General features: G+C 72.4%; 15 protein-coding genes and 1 pseudogene. 8 read left to right on the top strand and 8 right to left on the bottom strand.

The window, feature by feature from the left end:
- Positions 1 to 38 precede the first annotated feature (38 nt).
- The 3 genes from GA0070216_RS12790 to acs form a co-directional block, all read right to left on the bottom strand.
- A complete protein-coding gene (locus GA0070216_RS12790) occupies positions 39 to 2432 on the bottom strand; it encodes an immune inhibitor A domain-containing protein (RefSeq protein ID WP_091244475.1) in 2394 nt (797 codons plus the stop codon).
- 370 nt (positions 2433 to 2802) lie between these two features.
- Entirely contained in the window at positions 2803 to 5598 is a 2796-nt protein-coding gene (locus GA0070216_RS12795) for an immune inhibitor A domain-containing protein (RefSeq protein ID WP_091244479.1), read from the bottom strand.
- 224 nt (positions 5599 to 5822) lie between these two features.
- Positions 5823 to 7787, bottom strand: coding sequence for an acetate--CoA ligase (acs, locus tag GA0070216_RS12800; RefSeq protein ID WP_091244484.1), 1965 nt, complete (start codon positions 7785 to 7787; stop codon positions 5823 to 5825).
- Between the two features lie 315 nt (positions 7788 to 8102).
- Here acs and GA0070216_RS12805 point away from each other — a divergent pair, with 315 nt between their 5' ends.
- The gene (locus GA0070216_RS12805) at positions 8103 to 8849 is read left to right on the top strand and encodes a Fic family protein (protein ID WP_091244487.1); all 747 of its coding nucleotides are present in this window, start codon (positions 8103 to 8105) and stop codon (positions 8847 to 8849) included.
- A 44-nt stretch (positions 8850 to 8893) separates the two neighbouring features.
- On the opposite strand, the gene GA0070216_RS12810 is transcribed toward GA0070216_RS12805, so the two are convergent.
- From GA0070216_RS12810 to GA0070216_RS35440, 5 genes are all read right to left on the bottom strand, one after another.
- Positions 8894 to 9526, bottom strand: coding sequence for a TetR/AcrR family transcriptional regulator (locus GA0070216_RS12810; protein ID WP_091244489.1), 633 nt, complete (start codon positions 9524 to 9526; stop codon positions 8894 to 8896).
- Positions 9421 to 10785, bottom strand: a complete 1365-nt coding sequence (locus GA0070216_RS12815) for a methyltransferase family protein (RefSeq protein WP_091244493.1) — start codon at positions 10783 to 10785, stop codon at positions 9421 to 9423. The genes GA0070216_RS12810 and GA0070216_RS12815 overlap by 106 nt, the downstream gene beginning before the upstream one ends.
- Positions 10782 to 11675 (bottom strand): hypothetical protein, encoded by an 894-nt coding sequence (locus GA0070216_RS12820; RefSeq protein WP_091244496.1) that lies wholly within the window; start codon positions 11673 to 11675, stop codon positions 10782 to 10784. The genes GA0070216_RS12815 and GA0070216_RS12820 overlap by 4 nt, the downstream gene beginning before the upstream one ends.
- A 413-nt stretch (positions 11676 to 12088) precedes the next feature.
- Positions 12089 to 12892: an HAD family hydrolase gene (locus GA0070216_RS12825; protein ID WP_091244497.1), complete on the bottom strand. Its 804-nt coding sequence runs from the start codon at positions 12890 to 12892 to the stop codon at positions 12089 to 12091.
- A gap of 399 nt (positions 12893 to 13291) precedes the next feature.
- Positions 13292 to 14119 carry a VHL beta domain-containing protein gene (locus tag GA0070216_RS35440; protein WP_245722466.1) on the bottom strand — a complete coding sequence of 276 codons (828 nt, stop codon included), beginning with the start codon at positions 14117 to 14119 and terminating at the stop codon, positions 13292 to 13294.
- A 434-nt stretch (positions 14120 to 14553) separates the two neighbouring features.
- Here GA0070216_RS35440 and ssd point away from each other — a divergent pair, with 434 nt between their 5' ends.
- From ssd to GA0070216_RS12865, 7 genes and pseudogenes are all read left to right on the top strand, one after another.
- Positions 14554 to 15657: a septum site-determining protein Ssd gene (gene ssd, locus GA0070216_RS12835; RefSeq protein ID WP_091244500.1), complete on the top strand. Its 1104-nt coding sequence runs from the start codon at positions 14554 to 14556 to the stop codon at positions 15655 to 15657.
- Positions 15654 to 16859, top strand: coding sequence for a TadA family conjugal transfer-associated ATPase (locus tag GA0070216_RS12840; protein WP_091244504.1), 1206 nt, complete (start codon positions 15654 to 15656; stop codon positions 16857 to 16859). Before ssd ends, GA0070216_RS12840 begins: the two co-directional genes overlap by 4 nt.
- Positions 16860 to 17683: 824 nt before the next feature.
- Positions 17684 to 18037, top strand: a pseudogene (locus tag GA0070216_RS36590) (hypothetical protein); the annotation flags it as partial.
- The gene (locus GA0070216_RS12850; protein ID WP_091244507.1) at positions 18037 to 18762 is read left to right on the top strand and encodes a type II secretion system F family protein; all 726 of its coding nucleotides are present in this window, start codon (positions 18037 to 18039) and stop codon (positions 18760 to 18762) included. The pseudogene GA0070216_RS36590 and the gene GA0070216_RS12850, both read left to right, overlap by 1 nt.
- A gap of 27 nt (positions 18763 to 18789) precedes the next feature.
- The gene (locus GA0070216_RS12855; RefSeq protein ID WP_091244508.1) at positions 18790 to 18969 is read left to right on the top strand and encodes a DUF4244 domain-containing protein; all 180 of its coding nucleotides are present in this window, start codon (positions 18790 to 18792) and stop codon (positions 18967 to 18969) included.
- On the top strand, positions 18966 to 19379 hold the full coding sequence (locus GA0070216_RS12860; RefSeq protein ID WP_091244512.1) for a TadE family type IV pilus minor pilin: 414 nt from the start codon (positions 18966 to 18968) through the stop codon (positions 19377 to 19379). The genes GA0070216_RS12855 and GA0070216_RS12860 overlap by 4 nt, the downstream gene beginning before the upstream one ends.
- Positions 19376 to 19867: an Rv3654c family TadE-like protein gene (locus GA0070216_RS12865; protein ID WP_281190417.1), complete on the top strand. Its 492-nt coding sequence runs from the start codon at positions 19376 to 19378 to the stop codon at positions 19865 to 19867. The genes GA0070216_RS12860 and GA0070216_RS12865 overlap by 4 nt, the downstream gene beginning before the upstream one ends.
- Positions 19868 to 19939 lie beyond the last annotated feature (72 nt).

A 19939-nucleotide genomic window follows, 5' to 3' on the forward strand; every position in this document is an offset into this window, starting at 1 on the left:
GGGCATCGGGTGTAGCGGGTGGTGCGTTGATCAGTGGATCAGGAGAAGCGGACCTTCACCGAGGTGCCGTTCTGCTCCACAACCTTGATCTTGGCGCCGGTCGCCGGCAGCTTGACGCCGTGGTTCGGCAGCTCCGGGTACCAGTACTGCTTGGTGTCGTCGAACAGCGGCTGCGCGGCCTGGCCACGGACGTACTGCGGCACGCTGTTGATGTGCAGCGTGAACGAGTCCGCCTTCTTCAGGCCGAACGGCGCGTCGTACACCTGGACGCGGGCCCTCCAGGGGGCACCGGTCAGGTTGTACAGCGGCTCCGGGTGCGCGTCGATGACCATGTTCCGACCCTCGCCCGGGTGGACGAAGGTGTCGTTGTCGGCCCACCGGAGGTTCCAGTAGGAGATCAGCAGACCCTCCTGGTACGCGTAGTGGTCCACGTAGTCCGGGCGGGTGTTCGCGTAACCGAAGTAGTACGGGCCGGTCTTGAGGTACTGGTCGTACGACACGTACGTCCGGTTGCCGGCGATGTAGTAGTTGTCGAACTTGCGGATGTAGGTCTCGGCCGCCACGGTGAACCCGTTCAGGGTCCAACCGGCGGCACCGGCCTCGGCACCATCGCTGAGCACGGTCTGCCCGTCGGCGGTGATGGTGATCGCGTCACCGTAGAAGCCGCCGTCGGAGACGCCGCCGTCGGTCTGGTAGCGCAGCCGGAACTGCACCACCTTGCCGGCCGCCGCGTTCATCGGGATGTTGACGTCGACCCACTGGCCACCGCTGGAGCCGTCCAGGGCGAAGCGCCCGGGGGAGATCTCCTTGAGGGCCTTGCCGTTGGCGGTACCCGGCAGGGTGGACCAGGTCTGGCCACCGTCGGTGCTGGCCTCGAAGAAGAGGTAGTCGTAGTCCTCTTCGATCGAGTAACGACCCTTCATGGTGAGCGCGGCGGCGGTCTTCCCGGTGAGGTCGATCGTCCGCGTCATCGTGGTGTTCAGGTCGTCGTCGTTGCCGGAGAAGAACTGCTTCGTCCCCTCGAACGGCTTGCCGTTCTGGAAGGAGTACTCCCGCTGCGGGAGCACCACCACGGCACCCTGCGCCTTGTCGGAGTTGTACTCCTGCGGGCCCAGGTTGAGGGTCTTCTGCTGGCCGGCCACCACGGTCTCGTAGTCGAGCCAGCCGAGCTGGAGCTTGTTCCACGCGCCGAGGTCGCCGCCCCGGTCACCGATGCCCTGGTCGTTCTTGGCACCGAGCCGGCTCTGGGCCATCAGGGTCCAGTGCTCGTTGTTGTTGTCCCCACCACTGGTGACGTTGTAGTCGTCCGGCAGACCGAGGTCGTGACCGTACTCGTGGTAGAAGACGCTCCGGCCACCGTTCTCCGGCTGGATCGTGTAGTCACCGATCCAGACGCCGGTGTTGCCGATCTGGGTGCCGCCGCCCGGGAAGGTCGACGGGCCCGTGCTGCCCTGGTCCGAGGCGAAGGCGTACCACCGGTGGCTCCAGATGGCGTCCTCACCCTGGATCGGGTCACCGTCGGCCTGGTCGCCGCCGGAGTGGACGATCTGGAAGTGGTCGATGTAGCCGTCCGACTCGTTGAAGTTGCCGTCACCGTCGAAGTCGTACCGGTCCCACTCGTCCATCGACTTGACGTCGGCGGCGATCTGGGCGTCGGTGCGGCCGGCGGTCTTCTGGTCGGCAACCCACTGGTTGGCGGCGTCCCGGACCAGGTTCCAGGTGTTGTTGCAGGTGTTCGTGGCGCAGGGGTAGCCGTTGGAGCGGCCGTACCGGGCCTCGTTGTACTTCACCTTGACCCAGTCGGTGACCTCACCGTCGACGCTGTAGCGACCCGAGGACTGGGCCTCGTAGTACTGCTTCAGCGACTCGTCACCCTGCCCGGTGCCGAAGTACATCTTGCGGAAGTAGTCGGCGTTGTAGTCGGCCTGCCAGACGGTGGAGTTGTCCACCGCCCGGTTGGGCGCCGGGATCTCGTTGTGCAGCGGTCCGTCGAACCGGGTCGGGCCGGGAACGGCCGGGGCCGTGTCCTGGTCCGGGTAGCTCGGGTGCCGCTCGTTGCCGAACTCCGCGAGGATGACGAAGATCTTGTCGGTCTTCTCGCGGCCGAGTTCGACGTACTGGTCCTGCGTCTGGGCGACGCCCGAGGTCGTCGTCCGGGCGTTGTTCCGCCCCGCAGCCTGGGTCTTGCCAACCTTGACGACCGTGCTGCCGTTGATCTTCTGCGCCTTGGTCTTGCCCGAGATGACCTCGCTGAGGCCCTCCTGGCGCAGTGCCCGCCGCTTGGTTTCGAGCGGGTTGGGCAGATCGTGGTCCGCGTTAGCGGGCTCCGCGATCGACGGGGCGGCCGTCGGGAGCTTCGGCGTCGGCGCGGCGCTGGCGGACGTACCCGTCACCAGACCTGTCGCCGTCAGCGAGAGCCCGAGCAGACCCACTGCGACTTTGCGCACGTGGTACCTCCGGTGTGAGGGAACCGGCCCAACGGGGGTACGGGCCGGCGTAAGACGTCCCACTAGTGGGACCCATGGTGAACATAGACACTGCCGGGACGGGTGGGAAGATGTCCGCGTCGATTTGTTGCAAGATTTTGATGAGATCGCTTTTCACCGTCACACACCGCATGTTCATCAACGGTCATGAGCAGCGCGGACGCCCCGGCAGGGAATCGCAGTGATGTATTTCGATTGGATTGCCGCGATGCGTGAAACAGTGGGCCGGTGGCATCTCCGCCACCGGCCCACTGTTCACCAAACGGTCAGTTGCTGACCTTTACCACCGCATCGCCGGGCGTACCCGACACGGGGTTCAGAACTTCGCCGGAGTGATCCGGACAACCGCGTACGAGTTGTCCGGCGCGGCCGACTCGATCTTGATGGAAACGCCGTACCGGACCTTGGCGTCGGAGGGGTTGCCCGTGCCGAGCACGATCGCCCCACCGCCCAGCGTCACCCCGTAGAACTCGGTGGCCGGCGTGCCGTCCGGGTTCACCACCCGGGTGGTGTACGGCTTGTTGCCCCGCGACGGGACCACCACCGAGGCGTCGTTGTCGCGGGCGTACGGCGCACCGTCGCGCATCTCGATGCCCGGGTACCAGCCCTTGGCGTCGTGGAAGCCCGACACCGGGTGCTGCCGCCCGAACTTCGTGCAGTACGCGCTGTACGGCTCGTCCGCCGCCTCCAGGCACTCGGTGAACGGGTACGTCGGGTTCAGCGAGAACGCCGCGTTCGCCGACTGCGGCCGGCTCGGCAGGTTGTCCAGCACCGACGGGTCCTTCGTCGCCGCCTCACCGGTCCGCCGGAGCGGATCGTAGTGCGAGTCCACGATCAGCAGTCCGCCCTTGGCCCCGTAGCTGGGCAGCGCGGTCATCTGGCCGGTGACGTGGTTGACGTCGCCCAGCATCGTGTCCCGGTACCAGACCAGCATCCCCGGCGCGTTGTACGAGACCCGGTCCACCTTCCACGCCTCGTGCGAGTAGATGGTGTCGTAGGTGTACTTCAGGCCCATGTCGAAGCCGTCGAAGTTGCGCCACTCGGCCAGGTAGTACTGCGCCTTGACCTGGGTGCCCGGGTCGATGTGCCACCCCGCGCCGGTGGTGTCGGTGAACGTGCCACCGGTCAGCGTCCAGCCGTTCGTGCCGCTCTCCACGTCGTCGCTGAACGTGGTGGCCCCACCGCCGGTGACCGAGAGGTCGTCGGCGAACCAGCCCCGCTCCTGGAACGCCTCGTCGGTGGCGTACCGCAGCCGCACCTGCACGGTCGTCCCGGCGTACGCCGACAGGTCGATCCAGTCGTGCCGCCAGCCGTCGGTGCTGCCGGTCAGGCCGTACTTCTTGTTGCCGAAGTCGACCATGCGGCCGTTCGGGTCGGCGTAACCGTCGTTCGTGGAGACCAGCGCCCCGGCCGCGTCGTACACCTTCTGCTCGGCCCAGGTGGCGCCGCCGTCGGTGGAGACCTCGACGAAGCCGTAGTCCCAGTCCTCCTCGATGACGTAGTTGTTCCACATCCAGAACTTCGCGTCGGCGGCGTTCGGGACGGCGACCTGCCGACCGAGCTTCACGTCCGCCCACTCCTGGTCGGAACCGCTGTACCACATCCCGGTGCCGCTGTGCGGCTGGGCGAGGGTGACCACCTTGTCCGGCAGGTCGATCTTGATGCCGTCCTGGGTGCCCACCGGGGTCCGCGAGGTCTGCCCGAGCGTCGCCGTCCGGTTCCGCGTGCCGGGGGTGATCGTCAACGGATCGGCCCAGCCCAGCACCCACTTGTCCCAGATGCCCATGTGCGTGGGCAGCGCCTGGAAGATCTCCCCGCTGTGCGAGCCGGACGCCATCAGGTCCCAGAAGTCGACGTCCGAGTCGGCGTTGCCGGAGGTGTCGTAGAGGTCCGGCAGGCCCAGGTCGTGACCGAACTCGTGGGCGAAGACGCCGACCCCGGCGTCCTCCGGCTGCACGATGTAGTTGGACACCTTCAGGCTGGTGCCGGGGATGGTGTAGCCGCCGGCGACCGTGGAGGAGTGCGCCCAGACGGCGTACACGCCCTGGTCGCCGCCGCCGCGGGACTTGCCCTGACCGGCGTGCACCAGCACCAGGTGGTCGATCACCCCGTCCGGCTCGTTGACGTTGCCGTCGCCGTCGCGGTCGCCCTGGTCCTCGATGTCGTAGTCGGCCCAGGGGAAGTTCGGGTCGGTCGCGGCCAGCGAGTCGATCGCGTCGGTGGCGAGCCGCCCCGCGCCCTGCGGGTTGTCCGGGTGGCCGTTCATCGCCTGCTCCCGGCCGGCGACCCAGGCGCCGGTCTCGTCCTGGAAGCAGCGCGAGGCCGCGTACCAGCCCTCCGAGTGCGGCACGGTGATCCACGGGCTGGCCTGCCCGTCCACCGTGTAGGCGCCCTTGGACATCTCCAGGTACATGTTGTGCATGGTGCGGCCGGACAGGTCGATGCCCTTCTTGCCGTCCGGGCCCTTGAGGTCCTTGCGGACCCGCTCGGTGATGCCCTTCTTGGTGTAGAGCATCTTGTCGAAGTGGGCGGGGGAGAAGTCCGGCACCCACATCGAGTTGTTGTCCTCGTGCGGCAGGGTCGCCGGGTTGGGGATGGTGTTGTGCTTCGGCCCGTTCTGCACGGTGCCGGGGACGCAGGTGCGGTCCTCGAAGACCGTCTTGGGGACCATCACCCCGGTGAAGTCGTCGTTGGCCTGGTCGTTGAACTCGACCAGCAGGGTGAGCAGCTTGGCCGTCTGGGTGCTCTTGGCCTTCTTGAACGTGCGCGGGCTCTGCCCGGTGCGGATCGCCCGCGCCTCGTTGCGGGCCAGTTCCCGGGCGGCCAGCGGGTTGCCGCCGGCGAACTTGCGGTCGTACGCGCGGGCCTCGTCCGCCGCCGGGGTGCGGATACCGTCGGCGCCGCGCACCTCCTTACCGGCGGTGTCCGGCTGCACCTCCGGTTCGGCGTAGTTGAGGTAGTGCTCGTCGGCCCCGATCCGGGTCGGGGTGGCCGGCCCGGCGGGCTGGGCCGCCGCGCTGCCGGTCACGGTCAGCGACGTGGCGACGAGGGCGAGGGTGGGCAACGCGACGAGTAGGCGTCGGCGTGCGCCGGTGGGCGGGAAAATGTTCATGCCACTCCGTTTCTCGGGCATGGGAGAGGGATCGCCGGTGACCTACGTCGAACCGAGTCGATATTGCTGAACCTAGATGAGGAAGGTTCACCACCGGAAGGGGGCACCGACGCCTCTGCCCGTTCAGCCCGCGTCGGCTCCGCCTACCGACCCATTCGTGCCCCTGAAAAGACGGTGGGTGCCGGTCCACGTGGACCGGCACCCACCGTCGGGTACGGCGCTGGTCAGTCCTCGTCGGACTTCCCGCCGCTGAGTCCGGAGGAGATCAGCTCCATCACCGAGGAGTCCTGGAGCGTGGTCACGTCACCGAGCGACCGGTTCTCGGCCACGTCCCGCAGCAACCGGCGCATGATCTTGCCGGACCGGGTCTTGGGCAGCTCCGGCACCAGCATGATCTGCCGGGGCTTGGCGATCGGGCCGAGCGTCTTGGCCACGTGGTTGCGCAGTTCGGTGATCAGCCGCTCGCCCGCCTCGCCCGAGACGTCGGCGGTGCCGCGCGGGATGGCGAACGCGACGATCGCCTGCCCGGTGGTCGGGTCGGTCGCGCCGACCACCGCCGCCTCGGCCACCGCCGGGTGCGACACCAGCGCCGACTCGACCTCGGTGGTGGAGATGTTGTGCCCGGACACCAGCATCACGTCGTCGACCCGGCCGAGCAGCCAGATGTGCCCGTCGTCGTCCTTCTTGGCCCCGTCACCGGCGAAGTACATCCCCTCGAACCGGGACCAGTACGTCTCGATGAACCGGTTGTCGTCGCCCCAGATGGTGCGCAGCATCGACGGCCACGGCTCGCGCAGCACCAGGTAGCCACCACCGCCGTTCGGCACCGACTGACCCTGGTCGTCCACCACGTCGGCGACGACACCGGGCAGCGCGGTCATCGCCGAGCCGGGCTTGGTCGCGGTCACCCCGGGCAGCGGGGAGATCATGATCGCGCCGGTCTCGGTCTGCCACCAGGTGTCCACGATCGGCAGCTCGTCCCGGCCGACGTGCTGGCGGTACCACATCCACGCCTCCGGGTTGATCGGCTCACCGACGCTGCCCAGCAGGCGCAGCGACGACAGGTCGAAGCCCGCCGGGATGTCCTCGCCCCACTTCATCATGGTGCGGATCAGCGTCGGCGCGGTGTAGAGGATGCTCACCCGGTACTTGTCGACGATCTCCCAGAACCGGCCCTTGTGCGGGGTGTCCGGGGTGCCCTCGTACATCACCTGGGTGGCGCCGTTGGCCAGTGGCCCGTACACGATGTAGGAGTGCCCGGTGACCCAGCCGATGTCGGCGGTGCACCAGTAGACGTCGGTCTCCGGCTTCAGGTCGAACACCGCGTGCGCCGTCCACGCGGCCTGGGTCAGGTAGCCGCCGGTGGTGTGCAGGATGCCCTTCGGGCGGGCCGTGGTGCCGCTGGTGTAAAGGATGAACAGCGGGTGCTCGGCGTCGAACGGCTGCGCGACGTGCTCCGCCGACGCCGCCTCCACCGCCTCGTGCCACCAGTGGTCCTTCGCCGACCAGGCGACCTCCTCACCGGTGCGCCGGACCACCAGCACGTGGTCGATCGACGGGCAGTTCGCCACCGCCTCGTCCACCGTCGGCTTCAACGCCGACGGCTTTCCCCGGCGGTAGCCGCCGTCGGCGGTGATCACCACCTTGGCACTGGCGTCGGAGATCCGGTTGCTCAACGCGTCGGCGGAGAAGCCGCCGAAGACCACGCTGTGGGTGGCGCCGATCCGGGCGCAGGCCAGCATCGCCACCGCCGCCTCGGGGATCATCGGCAGGTAGATCGCCACCCGGTCACCGGCGACCACCCCCAGGTCGGTCAGCGCGTTCGCCGCCTGGCAGGTCAGCCGGTGCAGGTCGGCGTAGGTCAGGGTGCGGGTGTCGCCCGGCTCACCCTCCCAGTGGATCGCCACCCGGTCACCGTTGCCGGCCTCCACGTGCCGGTCCAGGCAGTTGTACGCCACGTTGAGCTGGCCGCCGACGAACCACTTCGCGAACGGTGGGTTCGACCAGTCGAGCACCTCGTCCCACGGCTTGGCCCAGGCCAACCGGCCGGCCTGCCGCTCCCAGAAGGCGAGCCGGTCCGCGCCGGCCTCGTCGTACGCGCCGGCGGTGACGTTGGCCTCCGCGGCGAGTGCGGCCGGCGGTGGGAACTGGCGCGTCTCGTTCAGCAGGTTGGCCAAGGCCTCGCTCATGCGGTGACTCCTTCGTCGGGTGACCTGCGTCTCCTACCTGGCCGAGGTTAGTCCGGGCGGTTGTGGACCGCGACACCCCCGGTGCCGGCCGGCGCGCTCAGCGGCCGTCCCGGCGCGCTCGACGGCCCACCCGCCCCGACCTGCGCCGACCTGATCAGGATCGGACTCGACGGCCCGACGCGCTGATCTTGGCAGTCACCGGTCGATCCCGGCCGGTTCGGTGCGCCGGCTGGCCCGCCGGGCAGGTGGGAGGCCCCGGTCGCCCTCCCGGCGGGTGCCGTCCGGCGCGGGCCGCCGGGTCGCTAGCGTGGCGAGGTGACCACCGACCCGCTCGCGCCGCTGCTCGCGCTCGCCGACATCGCCCCCGCCGTCGAGCAGGCCCGCGAGCGGGTCGACCAGGCGATGCGGCACCGCGCGCTGCGCCGCCACGGTGGCCAGGTCGCGGCCGAGGTCGGCCTGCGCTGCGCGGTGGCCAGCGCCGCCCTGGAGGGGTACGACCACGAACGCGAGGCGGTCCGTGCCGGCACCGTCACCGAGCCGGTGCTCCAGGGGGCGCTGCGGGTGGCCGGGGCGCTGCCCGGGTTGACCGACCGGTGGGCGAAGGCCCCCCGGCAGGCGCTGGCCCGGCTGCACGTGCTCGCCGCCCGGGACGTGGTCGCCGAGGCCGAGCTGGGGCGTCCGGTCGCCGACCCGGTGGTGGCCGCCCGGCTCGACGGGCTGGCCGGCCTGGTCGCCGGCGGGACGACGGTCCCCCCGCTGATCCTCGCCGCCGTGGTGCACGGTGAGCTGCTCAACCTGCGGCCCTTCGCCGGCCCCTCCGGGGTGGTCGCCCGCGCCGCCGCCCGGCTGGTGCTGATGTCCCGGGGGTTCGACCCGCGCGGCCTGGTCGCCGTCGACGTCGGCCACCGGGAGCGGGAACCGGAGTACGTCGGCGCGGCCGGGGCCTTCGCCACCGGCACCCCGGACGGCCTGCGCTCCTGGCTGCGGCACTACCTGAGCGCCGTCGAGGTCGGCGCGGACCAGCTCACCCTCATCGGCGACGAGATCATCGCGACCGCCTGACCGGTGCCATCCGCGTACCGGTCCCGTCCGGTCCCGGTTGTTGGTCAGTCCCGGCGGGTGGCCCGGTTCACCCGGGACCGCAGCGCCCGGCGGGCGATCGGTCCGAGGTCGTCGACGATCTCGATGAGCACGGCGAGCTGGTCGAGGGCCGACATCGCCTGCCGGGTGGCCGCCCGGTCCACCCCGTCATAGAGTTCCAGCCCGACGAACGCGGCGCAGACGGCGCGGGCCAGGCCGGGCACGTCGGCGATCTCGGCGAACGGTGAACCGGCGAGCAGCCGGCGCAGCACCGACTCGATCTCGTCCACCCAGAGCTGGAGCGCGGCGGCGGTGGGCGCGGCGAGCCGTTCGTCGGTCTGCGCCCCGGCCAGCAGTTGGGCCAGGAAGGAGACGTTGCCCAGCTCGCGTTCCTGCTCGTGCAGCTCCTGCCCGACGGCGAGCAGTTCCCGCAGCGAGCCCACCTCGGTCAGCCGGGTCGACCAGTGCGCGAGCCGGTCGGCGGTGCTGGCCCGGCAGGCGGCGGTGAGCAGGTCGTCGACCGTGCCGAAGTGGTAGAAGACCAGCGCCTGGTTCACCCCGGCGGCGGCGGCGATGGTGCGGGCGGACACACCGGCGATGCCGTGCGTACGGATGGCGGTGATGGCGCCGTCCAGGAGGCGCTGCTTGGTGCCGGACATCGTCCTCCTCGTGGGCCCGCCGGGTGCGGCGGTGTGATCATCGCATCGGTCACCAGCTGCGCCAGCCAGGTGACCCCGGGCAGTCGCAGGGTCCAGCCGACCACGGCCCAGCCGAGATGCAGGTGTACGAGTGCGCGGGCGACGGCGGCCACCCCCCGTGCCGAGCGACCGTCGCCGTCCACGTACTCCGCCCGCCACAGCACCTCCTCGGCGGCGGTGGCGGGACGTATCCGCAGGCCCACCGGGTGGCGGCGGGCCAGGAAACGCCAGGTCGCAGTGCACGGGCCGCAGCCGTCGTCGAGCAGGAGCACCGCCGCCGGCCCCGCGTGGTACGGCCGCCGGCGCGGCCACCAGTCCCGCACCTGCCGCCGGTACGCGTGCCACGCCTCGCCGTACCTGCCGGCCAGGTCGTGCTCCTCGTGCGGTCGGGCGACCGCCACGCTGAAGGCGACCGCCACCACGGCGGCCAGCACCAGCGCGGAACTCCGGGTGAGCGCGGCGGTGAGCAGCACCAGGGCCACGGCGCAAGCCTGCATCGGGTTGGCCAGATAGGCGTACGGCCCGGTGGTGACCAGCCGCTCGGGCGGATCCCACGGGTACGGCGTACCGCCGCCGTGGGTGACGAACTCGCGGACCGCGGCGAGTGCCGGGGCGGCCAGCACCAGCGCCACCTGGGCGAGGAGGAGCAGGGCGGGCCGGGGCAGCCCGGTGACCGCCGTCCACGACCCGTCGCCGACCTCGAAGGCCAGGCTGGGGACGAGCCACAGCAGCAGGGCGGTGAAGACCCCGACCTGGAGCAGCGTGCGCGCCGCCAGGTGCCGCCGGTCGGCGCACCAGCGACCGAGCAGTTGCGCCGGCAGGGCCACCACGAGCAGCCCGACCAGCTCCCCGACCAGCCAGTTCGGGCCGAGCCTGACCAGCGGGTGCAGCGCCGGCATGGCCACCGCGTCGACCCAGAGCAGCAGGCCCAGCGTCACCGGCAGTGGCAGCGTCCGGCGCAGCAGCACGGGCAGGGGGCCCCAGAGCGCGGCCCAACCGATCCACAGGTCGACCGGCATGCCCCGGTAGCTTCCCCGCACCGGGGCGAACGCGTACCAACCGGTGCACCGGGCCACCTCGTCGAGGGCGGCGATGCCGATGCCGGCGGCGAGGAAGGCCAGCAGCGCCGCCGCCCGACCGGCGCGGCTCCGGTCGACCCGGATGGCGGCGAGCACGGCCAGCAACGGCACCGCCAGGCTGAGGTAGCGGGCGGCGATCATCGCAGCGTCATCATGTCCAGCAGGTGCCCCACCCCCGCGCTGAGCAGGACTTGCTGGATCGGCCCGAAATACCAGGAGGGGTCGAGCCCCCGGGTGTAGTCCACCCGGATGCGTACCTCGGTGTGCCGCTCGTCGACGGCCCGCCAGGTCAGCTCGGCGTGCCGCCAACGCAACCAGCGCGCGGTGATCGCGCTGTCCTCGACGAACCGGAATCCCACCCGCTGCGCGGCCACCGTCTCCACCTCGGCGAGCAGGTGCCCGCCGGGGCCGTGGGCGCTGCCGTGGTAGCCGAACATCCACCGGTCACCCGGGTCGAGCCCGTCCCCGCTGACCTGGCCGGGCGTGGGCACGCCGAGCAGCCGCAGCGGCACCGACCGGACCGGCACGGGACGGGGACCGGCAGCGAGCCGGGCGGCCACCTCGTCGGCCGGGAGGGTCACCACCCGCACCACCTCGACGGACTGGTCAGGCACCAGCCGTGGGGCCAGGCCGCTGCCCTCCAGCCCCGGCAGGAGCAGCAACGGCACCGCGAGGACGGCGTACGAGCGGGAGGCGTCGCGCAGCGCGCGGATCAGGGCGGTGGTGCCGTGGGACACCGCGTAGACCAGGGGGGCGGCGAGGATGACGCAGATCGCCCCCTCGTGCAGCGCGACCGCCGCCAGCAGCAGGGCGATCGTGGTGATCACGAAGACCCGGCCGTGCGCGGTGCGACCGGGCAGCAGGGCGAGTGCGGCGGCGAGGGTCGTCGGGAGCACCACGAAGAGCAGGGCGCTGTCGGCGCGTCCACCGCGCACCGTGGCGACGAAGACCACCAGTCCGAAGGCCGAGATCAGGCCGGCGAGCACCCAGTTCGCGGCGGTCCGCCGGGGCGGTCCATCCTGCTCGATCATCCATACCTCCCAGTTTTGGGCGTGTGCTCAAAACTGAGCATAGGCGCATTTGAGCGAACGCTCAAACATGGCTTCGCAGGAGCCGTGACCTGGATCATGAGGTCATCCGCTCGGCCGCCGGCTGCCGCCCCGGCGTCATTCCGGCGGGGGCGGTGCGGGACCCGGGTGCGACGGGCCGGTCAGGCCCGATGGGCCGGTCACGTCCGATGGGCCGGTCAGGCCCGGCTGTCAGGGGCGGCAGCAGTGGGTCAGGCGGCCTGGGCGGCAGCGGTTGGTCGGGCGGCCAGGCCGGCTGGATCGGTCACGCTGCCTGCGCGGGCCGCGTGTCCCGCGCGGCAGGGTCCGTCAGGCGGCAGGGTCCGTCAGGCGGCAGGGCCCGTCAGGCGGCGGGGCCGGCTAAGCAGCGGGGTCGGTCAGGCGGCCTGGACGGCGCGGGTCCGACGGTGTCGGCCGTACCAGGCGATGCCGATCGCCACCCCGACGCCGACGCCGAGCGCCGCTGCGGCCACCGGGACCGCCGGGCGCTCCCGCAGCCGCCGGCCCAGGGGGATCGGATGCCGGAACTCCAGCACCGGCCAGGCGTTCTCCACCGCGAGCCGGCGCAGCGCCCGGTCCGGATTGACCACGCTCGGGTGACCCACGCACTCCAACAACGGCCGGTCACTGTACGAGTCGGAGTAGGCGTACGAATCGGCCAGGTCGTACCCCCGGGCGGCCGCCAACTCGTTGACCGCCTCGACCTTGCTCGGGCCGGCCGCGTAGAACTCCACCTCGCCGCTGTAACGCCCGTCCTGCACGCTCATCCGGGTGGCGATCACGTCGGTCACCCCGAGCAGTGCGCCGATCGGGCGGACCATCTCCTCGCCGGAGGCGGAGACCAGCACGACGTCCCGGCCGGCCGCCTGGTGCTCCTCGATCAGCACGGCGGCTTCGGCGTACACGTAGGGGTTGATCAGCTCGTGGAGCGTCTCCGCGACGATCTGGCGGACCTGTTCCACCCGCCAGCCCTTGCAGAGCGCGGCGAGATAGTCCCTGGTCCTGGCCATGGTCTGCTCGTCGGTGCCGCCCAGCCGGAACATCAGCTGCGCGTACGCCGACTTCACGACATCCCGTCGCGTGATCAGCCCGTCCCGGTAGAACGGCCGACCGAATGCCAAGGCGCTCGACTTGGCGATGACGGTCTTGTCCAGATCGAAGAAAGCGGCACTTCGGCCCACGGCGCGCAAGTCTAGTCCGATGGTCTAGGGTCGGCGGGTGCCCCGGGGCCAATACCCCACCCGACCTGCGGGAGCACCTCCACCACGAATGCTCAACGTGATCGCAGTCACACGCTGCGGTCATAATTTCGCAGGGAGTGGGGTCGACAACACTCGACGTGAACACTCCGCTCGGGCAGACTTGTCCGCACGACAACGATTCATGTCCCGGAAACTGACAGACCCTCGGCGGTCGCACCCCCCGCGACCGCCGGGCCGGTTCGGCTCAACCCCCCCGGAGCCGAACCATTCGACGACCCCCGTCTCCCCCCGACGGGGGTCGTCCCTTTCCGGGTGGGAGCGCTCCGCCCCTGAGCCGGCAGTGACCGGTGACCCGCGCGCCGCTGACCCGCCGACGGGTTACCGCGCCACGGCCTTCATCGTCGTACGGGCGGGCAGGAAGCAGGCCAGGGCCCGGCCGTGCCGGTCGGTGACCACCCACGGGTGCCCCAGGTACGTCTGCTGGCGGTAGGACCTGCCGGCGTCGAGCACCTTGTACTGCCGGCGCTGCCCCTGGTGGTCGAGCCAGTAGACGACGACCTGCGAACTGCGGGCGTTGACGAACTCGACGTACGTCGAGGGTCCGTTCGAACTGGACCTCAGCGAGCGTTCCTGGGATGCCGGCAGCGGCGTCAACTCGCCTGGTCCGGGCTGGTTCGTCGTCGGGCGCGGTGGGGTGGTCGTCGGGGCGGGCCGCGGTGGGGTGGTCGTCGGGGCGGGGCGGGACGTCGTACCCGTGGCGGGGTGGCGGGGCGGTGCCGGGGGCGCCGCGACCGGGGCTGCGGCGCGGGTGGCGAGCGAGGCCGGCGCGGGCGAGTGTGCGGCGACCGGCGTGGGGCTCTCCACGGCCGCGAGGTCCGGGCGGTCCGCGATCCACGACGGCGTCATCGGGAGCGCCGCGTCGTTCCGCCTCGGTCCCGACCACAACGGCGACAGCGCGAGGACGAGGCTGGTGACCAGGCCGAATGCCACTCCGGCCAACAGCAGGGTCCGTCCGATGCCGGCGGATTCGACGGCGTGGACGGGTGACAGCAGCGGGCCGGTTGGTGACCCGGCGGGGGAGGCGTCGATCAGATGCCGGCCGGCCGGGGGGACGAGGTATGGCGGCAGTGTCTGGTGGTGCCGGGGTGCCGGCAGCCAGCCACCGATGCGCAGGGTGGGGGGTGTTTCGTCGGGTGAGTCGGCCATAGCCCCGGTTCCGAGAGCGGCGGATGCCACCTTCGCGGTGGCGTGCGGTCACGATTATCGACGTACGACGCCGTATGCCGTCAATCACTCGGGCGGGGTGAACAGGACATTTTTTCGCGTTCCTCGCCGGGACGTCACCCGGATGCTGGCGTCGTTCGGCCGCTCCGGCCCTCCGGACGGCGTGCCGGAGGTGGCTCCCGCGCTGGTCACCGCCCTCCGACCGGGCCCGGACGGGTGTCGAACGGGCGGTCGGGGACCATCCCACGGTCAGCGTGACCCGTGGTCCCACCGCCCGGTCGTCTTAGCAGATCACCGGCGGCGGTGGTGGCTGTCCACAGGCCGTCCCGTTGTCCACAGGCGAGGCGTCACGGGCGGCACGCACCGGGGGAGTCGGCGCAGGGTCTGACCAGCACCCCCGAGCGCTGGAGGCCGTGATGCCACCCCGTACCTCCCTTCCGCCGTACCGACGACTGCCGTTGCTGGTCACCTCCGACGGTGACCTCCTCGACGAGCTGCTGCGGCTCGCCGCAGCGGGCGGCACCGAGGTGCAGGTGGCCGCCGACCCGGCTGCCGCCCGATCCCGTTGGCTCCCCGCGCCCCTGGTGCTCATCGGCAGCGATCAGGCGCAGGCCTGCCTGCGGGCCCGGCTGCCCCACCGGCCCCGGACGGTGCTGGTGGGGCGGTCGGGTGAACTCGACCCGGGCTGGGAGATCGCCGAGCTGATCGGCGCCGAGCACGTCGCCGTCCTGCCCGCCGCCGAGCCGTGGCTGGTCGACCGGTTCACCGAGTGTGCTCCGGGTGGCGACCAGGCCGGCCCGGCCCGCACGGTCGCGGTGCTCGGCGGTCGGGGCGGAGCCGGGGCGAGCGTCCTCGCCGGTGGTCTGGCGGTCACCGCCGCCCGCGCTCACCTGCGGACCCTGCTGGTCGACGCGGACCCGCTCGGCGGCGGGCTCGACCTGGTGCTCGGCTGGGAGGAACTGGACGGGTTGCGCTGGCCGTCACTCACCGACGCCGACGGCCGGGTCGACGCGCCCGCCCTGGTCCGCGCCCTGCCGCACCGGGGCGACCTGGTCGTCCTCTCCTGGGACCGGGGCGAGCCGCTGGCCCTGCCCGCGCAGGCGATGGCCGCCACCGTGGACGCGGCCCGGCGGGGTCGGGACTTCGTGGTGGTCGACCTGCCGCGCCAGCTCGACGACGCCGCCGTGATCGCGTTACAGGCAGCCGACCAGGCGTACGTGGTGGTGCCGGCGGAGCTGCGGGCCACCGCGGCGGCGGCCCGGGTGGTCGCTGCGGCGGCCCCGCACTGCGCCACCCTGGGGGTGATCGTCCGGGGGCCCGCCCCCGGCCGGTTGCGAGCGACCGAGGTGGCTCGGGCACTGGGGCTGCCGCTCGCCGGGACACTGCGCCCCGAACCGGCGCTGTGCCGAGGGTTGGAACGCGGTGAGGCACCGGCCGCCGCCGGCCGTGGCCCCCTCGCCGCGCTCTGCCGTCGACTGGTCACCGAGCTGACCGGGCTGCCCGTGCCGGGTGCGGCATGACCGACCGGCCCGACGGGTTCGCCGCCCGGGTCCGGCAACGGATGGCCGAGGCGGCGACCCCGGTCACCCCGGCGGCGATCGTCTCCGCCGTCCGCGCCGAACCGTCCGCCGCCGTCCTCGGTGACACCGCCGTGCTGCGGATCGCCAACCGCGTCCACGACGACCTGGTGGGTGCCGGACCGCTCGCTCCACTGCTCGACGATCCGCAGGTCACCGACGTACTCGTCAACGGTGTCTGGGTCTGGGTCGACCGGGGTGCCGGGCTGCACCAGGTGGCGGTGCCGCTCGGCACGGTCGACGACGTACGCCGGCTGGCGCAACGGCTCACCGCTGCCGCCGGACGTCGGCTCGACGACGGTTCGCCGTACGCGGACGCGCGGCTGCCCGACGGCACCCGGCTGCACGCCGTACTGCCTCCGGTGGCGACCGACGGGCCGTACCTGTCCCTGCGGACCTTCCGGCACCGCCCGTTCACCCTCGACGAGCTGGTCCAGCAGGGCACCGTGCCGCACCCGGTGGCGCCGGTGCTCGCCGCGGTGGTCGCCGCCCGGCTGGCGTACCTGGTCACCGGCGGCACCGGCTCGGGCAAGACCACCCTGCTCAACACGATGCTGGGCCTGGTGCCGACGACGGAACGCATCGTGCTGGTCGAGGACGCCGCCGAACTGCATCCGGTACACCCGCACGTGGTCGGTCTCCAGGCCCGGACGGCCAACGTGGAGGGGGCGGGCGTGGTCGGGCTGAGCGAGCTGGTCCGGCAGGCGTTGCGGATGCGTCCCGACCGGCTGGTCGTCGGCGAGTGCCGGGGCGCGGAGGTGGTGGACCTGTTGGCTGCACTCAACACCGGCCACGACGGCGGGGCGGGCACCCTGCACGCCAACACCCCGGCCGACGTACCGGCCCGGCTGGAGGCTCTCGGATTGCTCGGTGGCCTGCCCCGGGCGGCGCTGCACGCCCAGGTCACCGCCGCGCTCCAGGTGCTGGTGCAGGTCCGTCGAGGCCCCCACGGCCGGCTGTTGGAGTCGATCTGTCTGCTGCTGGCGGAGGGGCCCGATCGCCTGGTGACAGTGGTGCCGGCCTGGATGCGGGGGCATGGCGTCGGGCCGGCCGGGCACTCGCTGGCCACCCTGCTGCGGGATCGGGGAGTGCCGGTGCCGCCACTGCTCCGGGAACCCCGGTCCCGCTCGACGGGGACGGCGTGACACCCCCATTATGGCTGGTCACGGTCCTGCTGACCGGTGCGGCTCTGGTGGTCGCCTGGCCGGCACGCTCCAGCCGACGTCGCCGCCGCAGCCTGCTCGCCGCACCGCCGGGCATCCCGGGCCCGATGAGTTCCCCTGGCTCAATGGGAAGTGCGGGCTCGCCGGCCTCCACCGGCCTCAGTCGGTGGAGGGGCCTCCTCGGGTGGCACGGCCCGGGCCTCCTCGGGTGGCGCGGCCCCGTGAGTCCGGCGGAGGCCGGGCAGCCGGTCGGTGCGGCCGGCGGTGATCCAGTCCGGCAGGCACCCGCAGCCGTCGACCGGTCGGCAACCGGTGGAGGTTCGTTGCGGTGGCGGGCGTCCGGTCGTCCGCGACGGGCCGTGCTGCTGGTCGGGCTGGTGGGAGCGGGTGCGGGTGGCGTCGCCGCCGGGCCGGTCGCCGCCGCGCTCCTGGCCGGCTACGGGATGCTCGGGGCCCGCGCCGTGCACCGCAGGCGGGCAGCGGGGCAGGTCGGCCAGGAGCGCCGCCGCCAATTGGACCGGCTCGGGGCGCTCGCCGCCGATCTGCGTGCCGGTCTGCCCGTCCCGACGCTCGACCGGGTCGATGCCCCGGCGGGCGCGGATGGCCTGACCGGCACCGGCCGGACCGCGACCGCGCTGGCCCCGGTGACTGCCGGCCGCTCTTTGGATGCCGACCGCGCGCTCGCCACCGACCATGGCGTCGGTATCGGCACTCAGGTGCGTCTTCCCACGGCATCCCGGTCAGGCGACGGTCTACCGAGCCCGAGCCCGAGCCCGGGGCGCGGCTCCGGCGGACCGAACGGCGATCCGGCCGGGACGGACCGGCTCGAACGGTTGGCTCGCGCGGCGGTCCGGCTCGCGGACCGGACCGGAGCACCACTGGCCGAGCTTCTCGAACGGGTCGAGGCCGACGCGCGGGCGTTCGACCGGGGAATGGCCGCTGCCGCCGCCCAGTCGGCGGGTGCCAACGCCACCGCGCTGCTGCTGGCTGCGCTTCCGCTCGGTGGTGTCGCCCTCGGCTACGGCATCGGTGTCGACCCGCTGGCGGTGTTGCTGCACACCCCGGTAGGCGCCGCGTGTGCCCTCGTCGCGATGGGTCTCCAGGCTGGCGGCCTGCTCTGGGCCGAGCGGCTGGGCGCCACACCGGGTGAGGGCGGCTGATGTCACCGGCGAATGTGTCAGCCGGTTGCCTGGTCGTGGCCGCCCTGCTGATCGTGGTGCGCGGCAACCGGGCCGGCCGGAGGTGGGAGGTCCTGACCGGCCGGCGGACGGGCAGCCGCCGGCCGGGCTGGTGGCCGGACCGGGTACGGCTCGGCGCCGCGCTGGCGGGTCTGGCGGTCCTGCTGCTGGCCGGCGGCTGGTCCGGAGCACTGGGCGGGGCACTGACCACCTTGGTGGCGGATCGGTTGCTCCGTCGGATCGAACCGCGCGCCGTCCGGGAGAGCCGGTTGCGGGAGGCCGCTGACCTGCCGCTGGCTGCCGACCTGCTGGCAGCGGCCATGCGGGCGGGTGCACCGGTGGACCGGTCGGTGCTCGCGGTGGCCGACGCGCTGGACGGCCCACTGGCGGTCCGGTTCGGCCGGATCGGGCGGACGCTGCTGCTCGGCGGGGAGCCGCCCGAAGCGTGGGTACACCTCGCTCCGGTGCCCGGGGCGGACCGGGTGGTGGGTGCCGCGCTGCGCTCCTCCCGCAGCGGTGCGGCGCTGGCCGGTGCCCTCACCCGCGTCGCCGACGACCTTCGGGCCGATCGCTCCACGGCGGCGGAGGCATCCGCCCGACGGGCCGGCGTGCTGATCGTGCTGCCGCTGGGCCTGTGCTTCCTGCCGGCCTTCATTCTCGCCGGCCTCGTGCCGGTGATCGTCGCCGTCCTCGGCGACGTGCTGTGACCCCTCATCGAGAAAGGGAAACGACAGATGCGCAAACTCCTCCGCCGGCTCCACACCCGGCTGCGCGGCGACGCGGGGATGAACACCGCCGAGTACGCCGTGGGCACCCTCGCGGCCGTGGCCTTCGCCGGCATCCTGCTCAAGGTGCTCACCTCGGGCAACGTGCAGTCGGCCCTGACGGCCGTCATTGATCGGGCGTTGAAGTGAGACTGCGCCGGCCGGCCGGTCGGGACCGGGGTTCGTTCACCGCCGAACTGGCGGCCGGCCTGCCGGCGCTGCTCGTGCTCCTGTTCGCCGGGCTCACCGCCGTTGACGCGGTCACTACGAAGGCGACCTGCCTGGACGCGGCCCGGGAGGCGGCGCTCGCCGCCGCCCGGGGCGGGGACGGCACCAGCGCGGGCACCCGGATAGCACCCGAGGCGGCGGTCGTCTCGATCTCGGTGCAGGGGGACCGGGTCACCGCGACGGTCCGTGCTCCCGTCCGGGCGCTCGGGGCCCGGCTGCCCCGGCTGACCGTAGAGGCCAGCACGGTCGCCGCGCTCGAACCCGGTTCACCTGCACCGGACGTACCGGGGACCGGCTCACCGGCATCGGGAGCACCGGGAACCGGCTCGTGAGCCACGCCTGCCGGCCCGACCGTGCCTCGGACCGCGCCGGGGACCGTGTCTCGGATCGCGCCGGGGACGGTGTCTCAGACTGGGCCGGGGACCGTGCCTCGGAGCGCGCCGGGAACGGTGTCTCGGACCGCGCCGGGGAGCACACCTCGGATCGGGGTGGGGCCACGGTGCTGTTGCTCGCCATCGGCATGGTCTTCGTGCTGGTCGGGGGGTTCGGGGCGGCGATCGGCGCGGCCCGCCTGGCCCGGCACCAGGCCCGGGTCGGCGCCGACTTCGGGGCGCTGGCGGGGGCCGGTCAGGTGTGGCAGGGTGCCGCGCCGGCCTGCGCGACCGCCGACGAGTTCGTCCGCGCCAACGCCGCCCGAATGATCACCTGCCAGGTGGACGGGCTCGATGTGGTGGTGACGGTCGAGGTGGCGGTCAGCCCGCTGCCGGGACTCCGGCGGTTCGCCACCGCCACCGCCCGCGCCGGACCGGTCCGTGGCTGACGCCAGAAGAACGGCCCGCCACGAATCCCGGTGGAGCCGAACGACGGCCGTCCCGGGGCTGCGGCAGAAGAC

The sequence above is a fragment of the Micromonospora matsumotoense genome (assembly GCF_900091525.1).
Lineage (GTDB): Bacteria > Actinomycetota > Actinomycetes > Mycobacteriales > Micromonosporaceae > Micromonospora > Micromonospora matsumotoensis.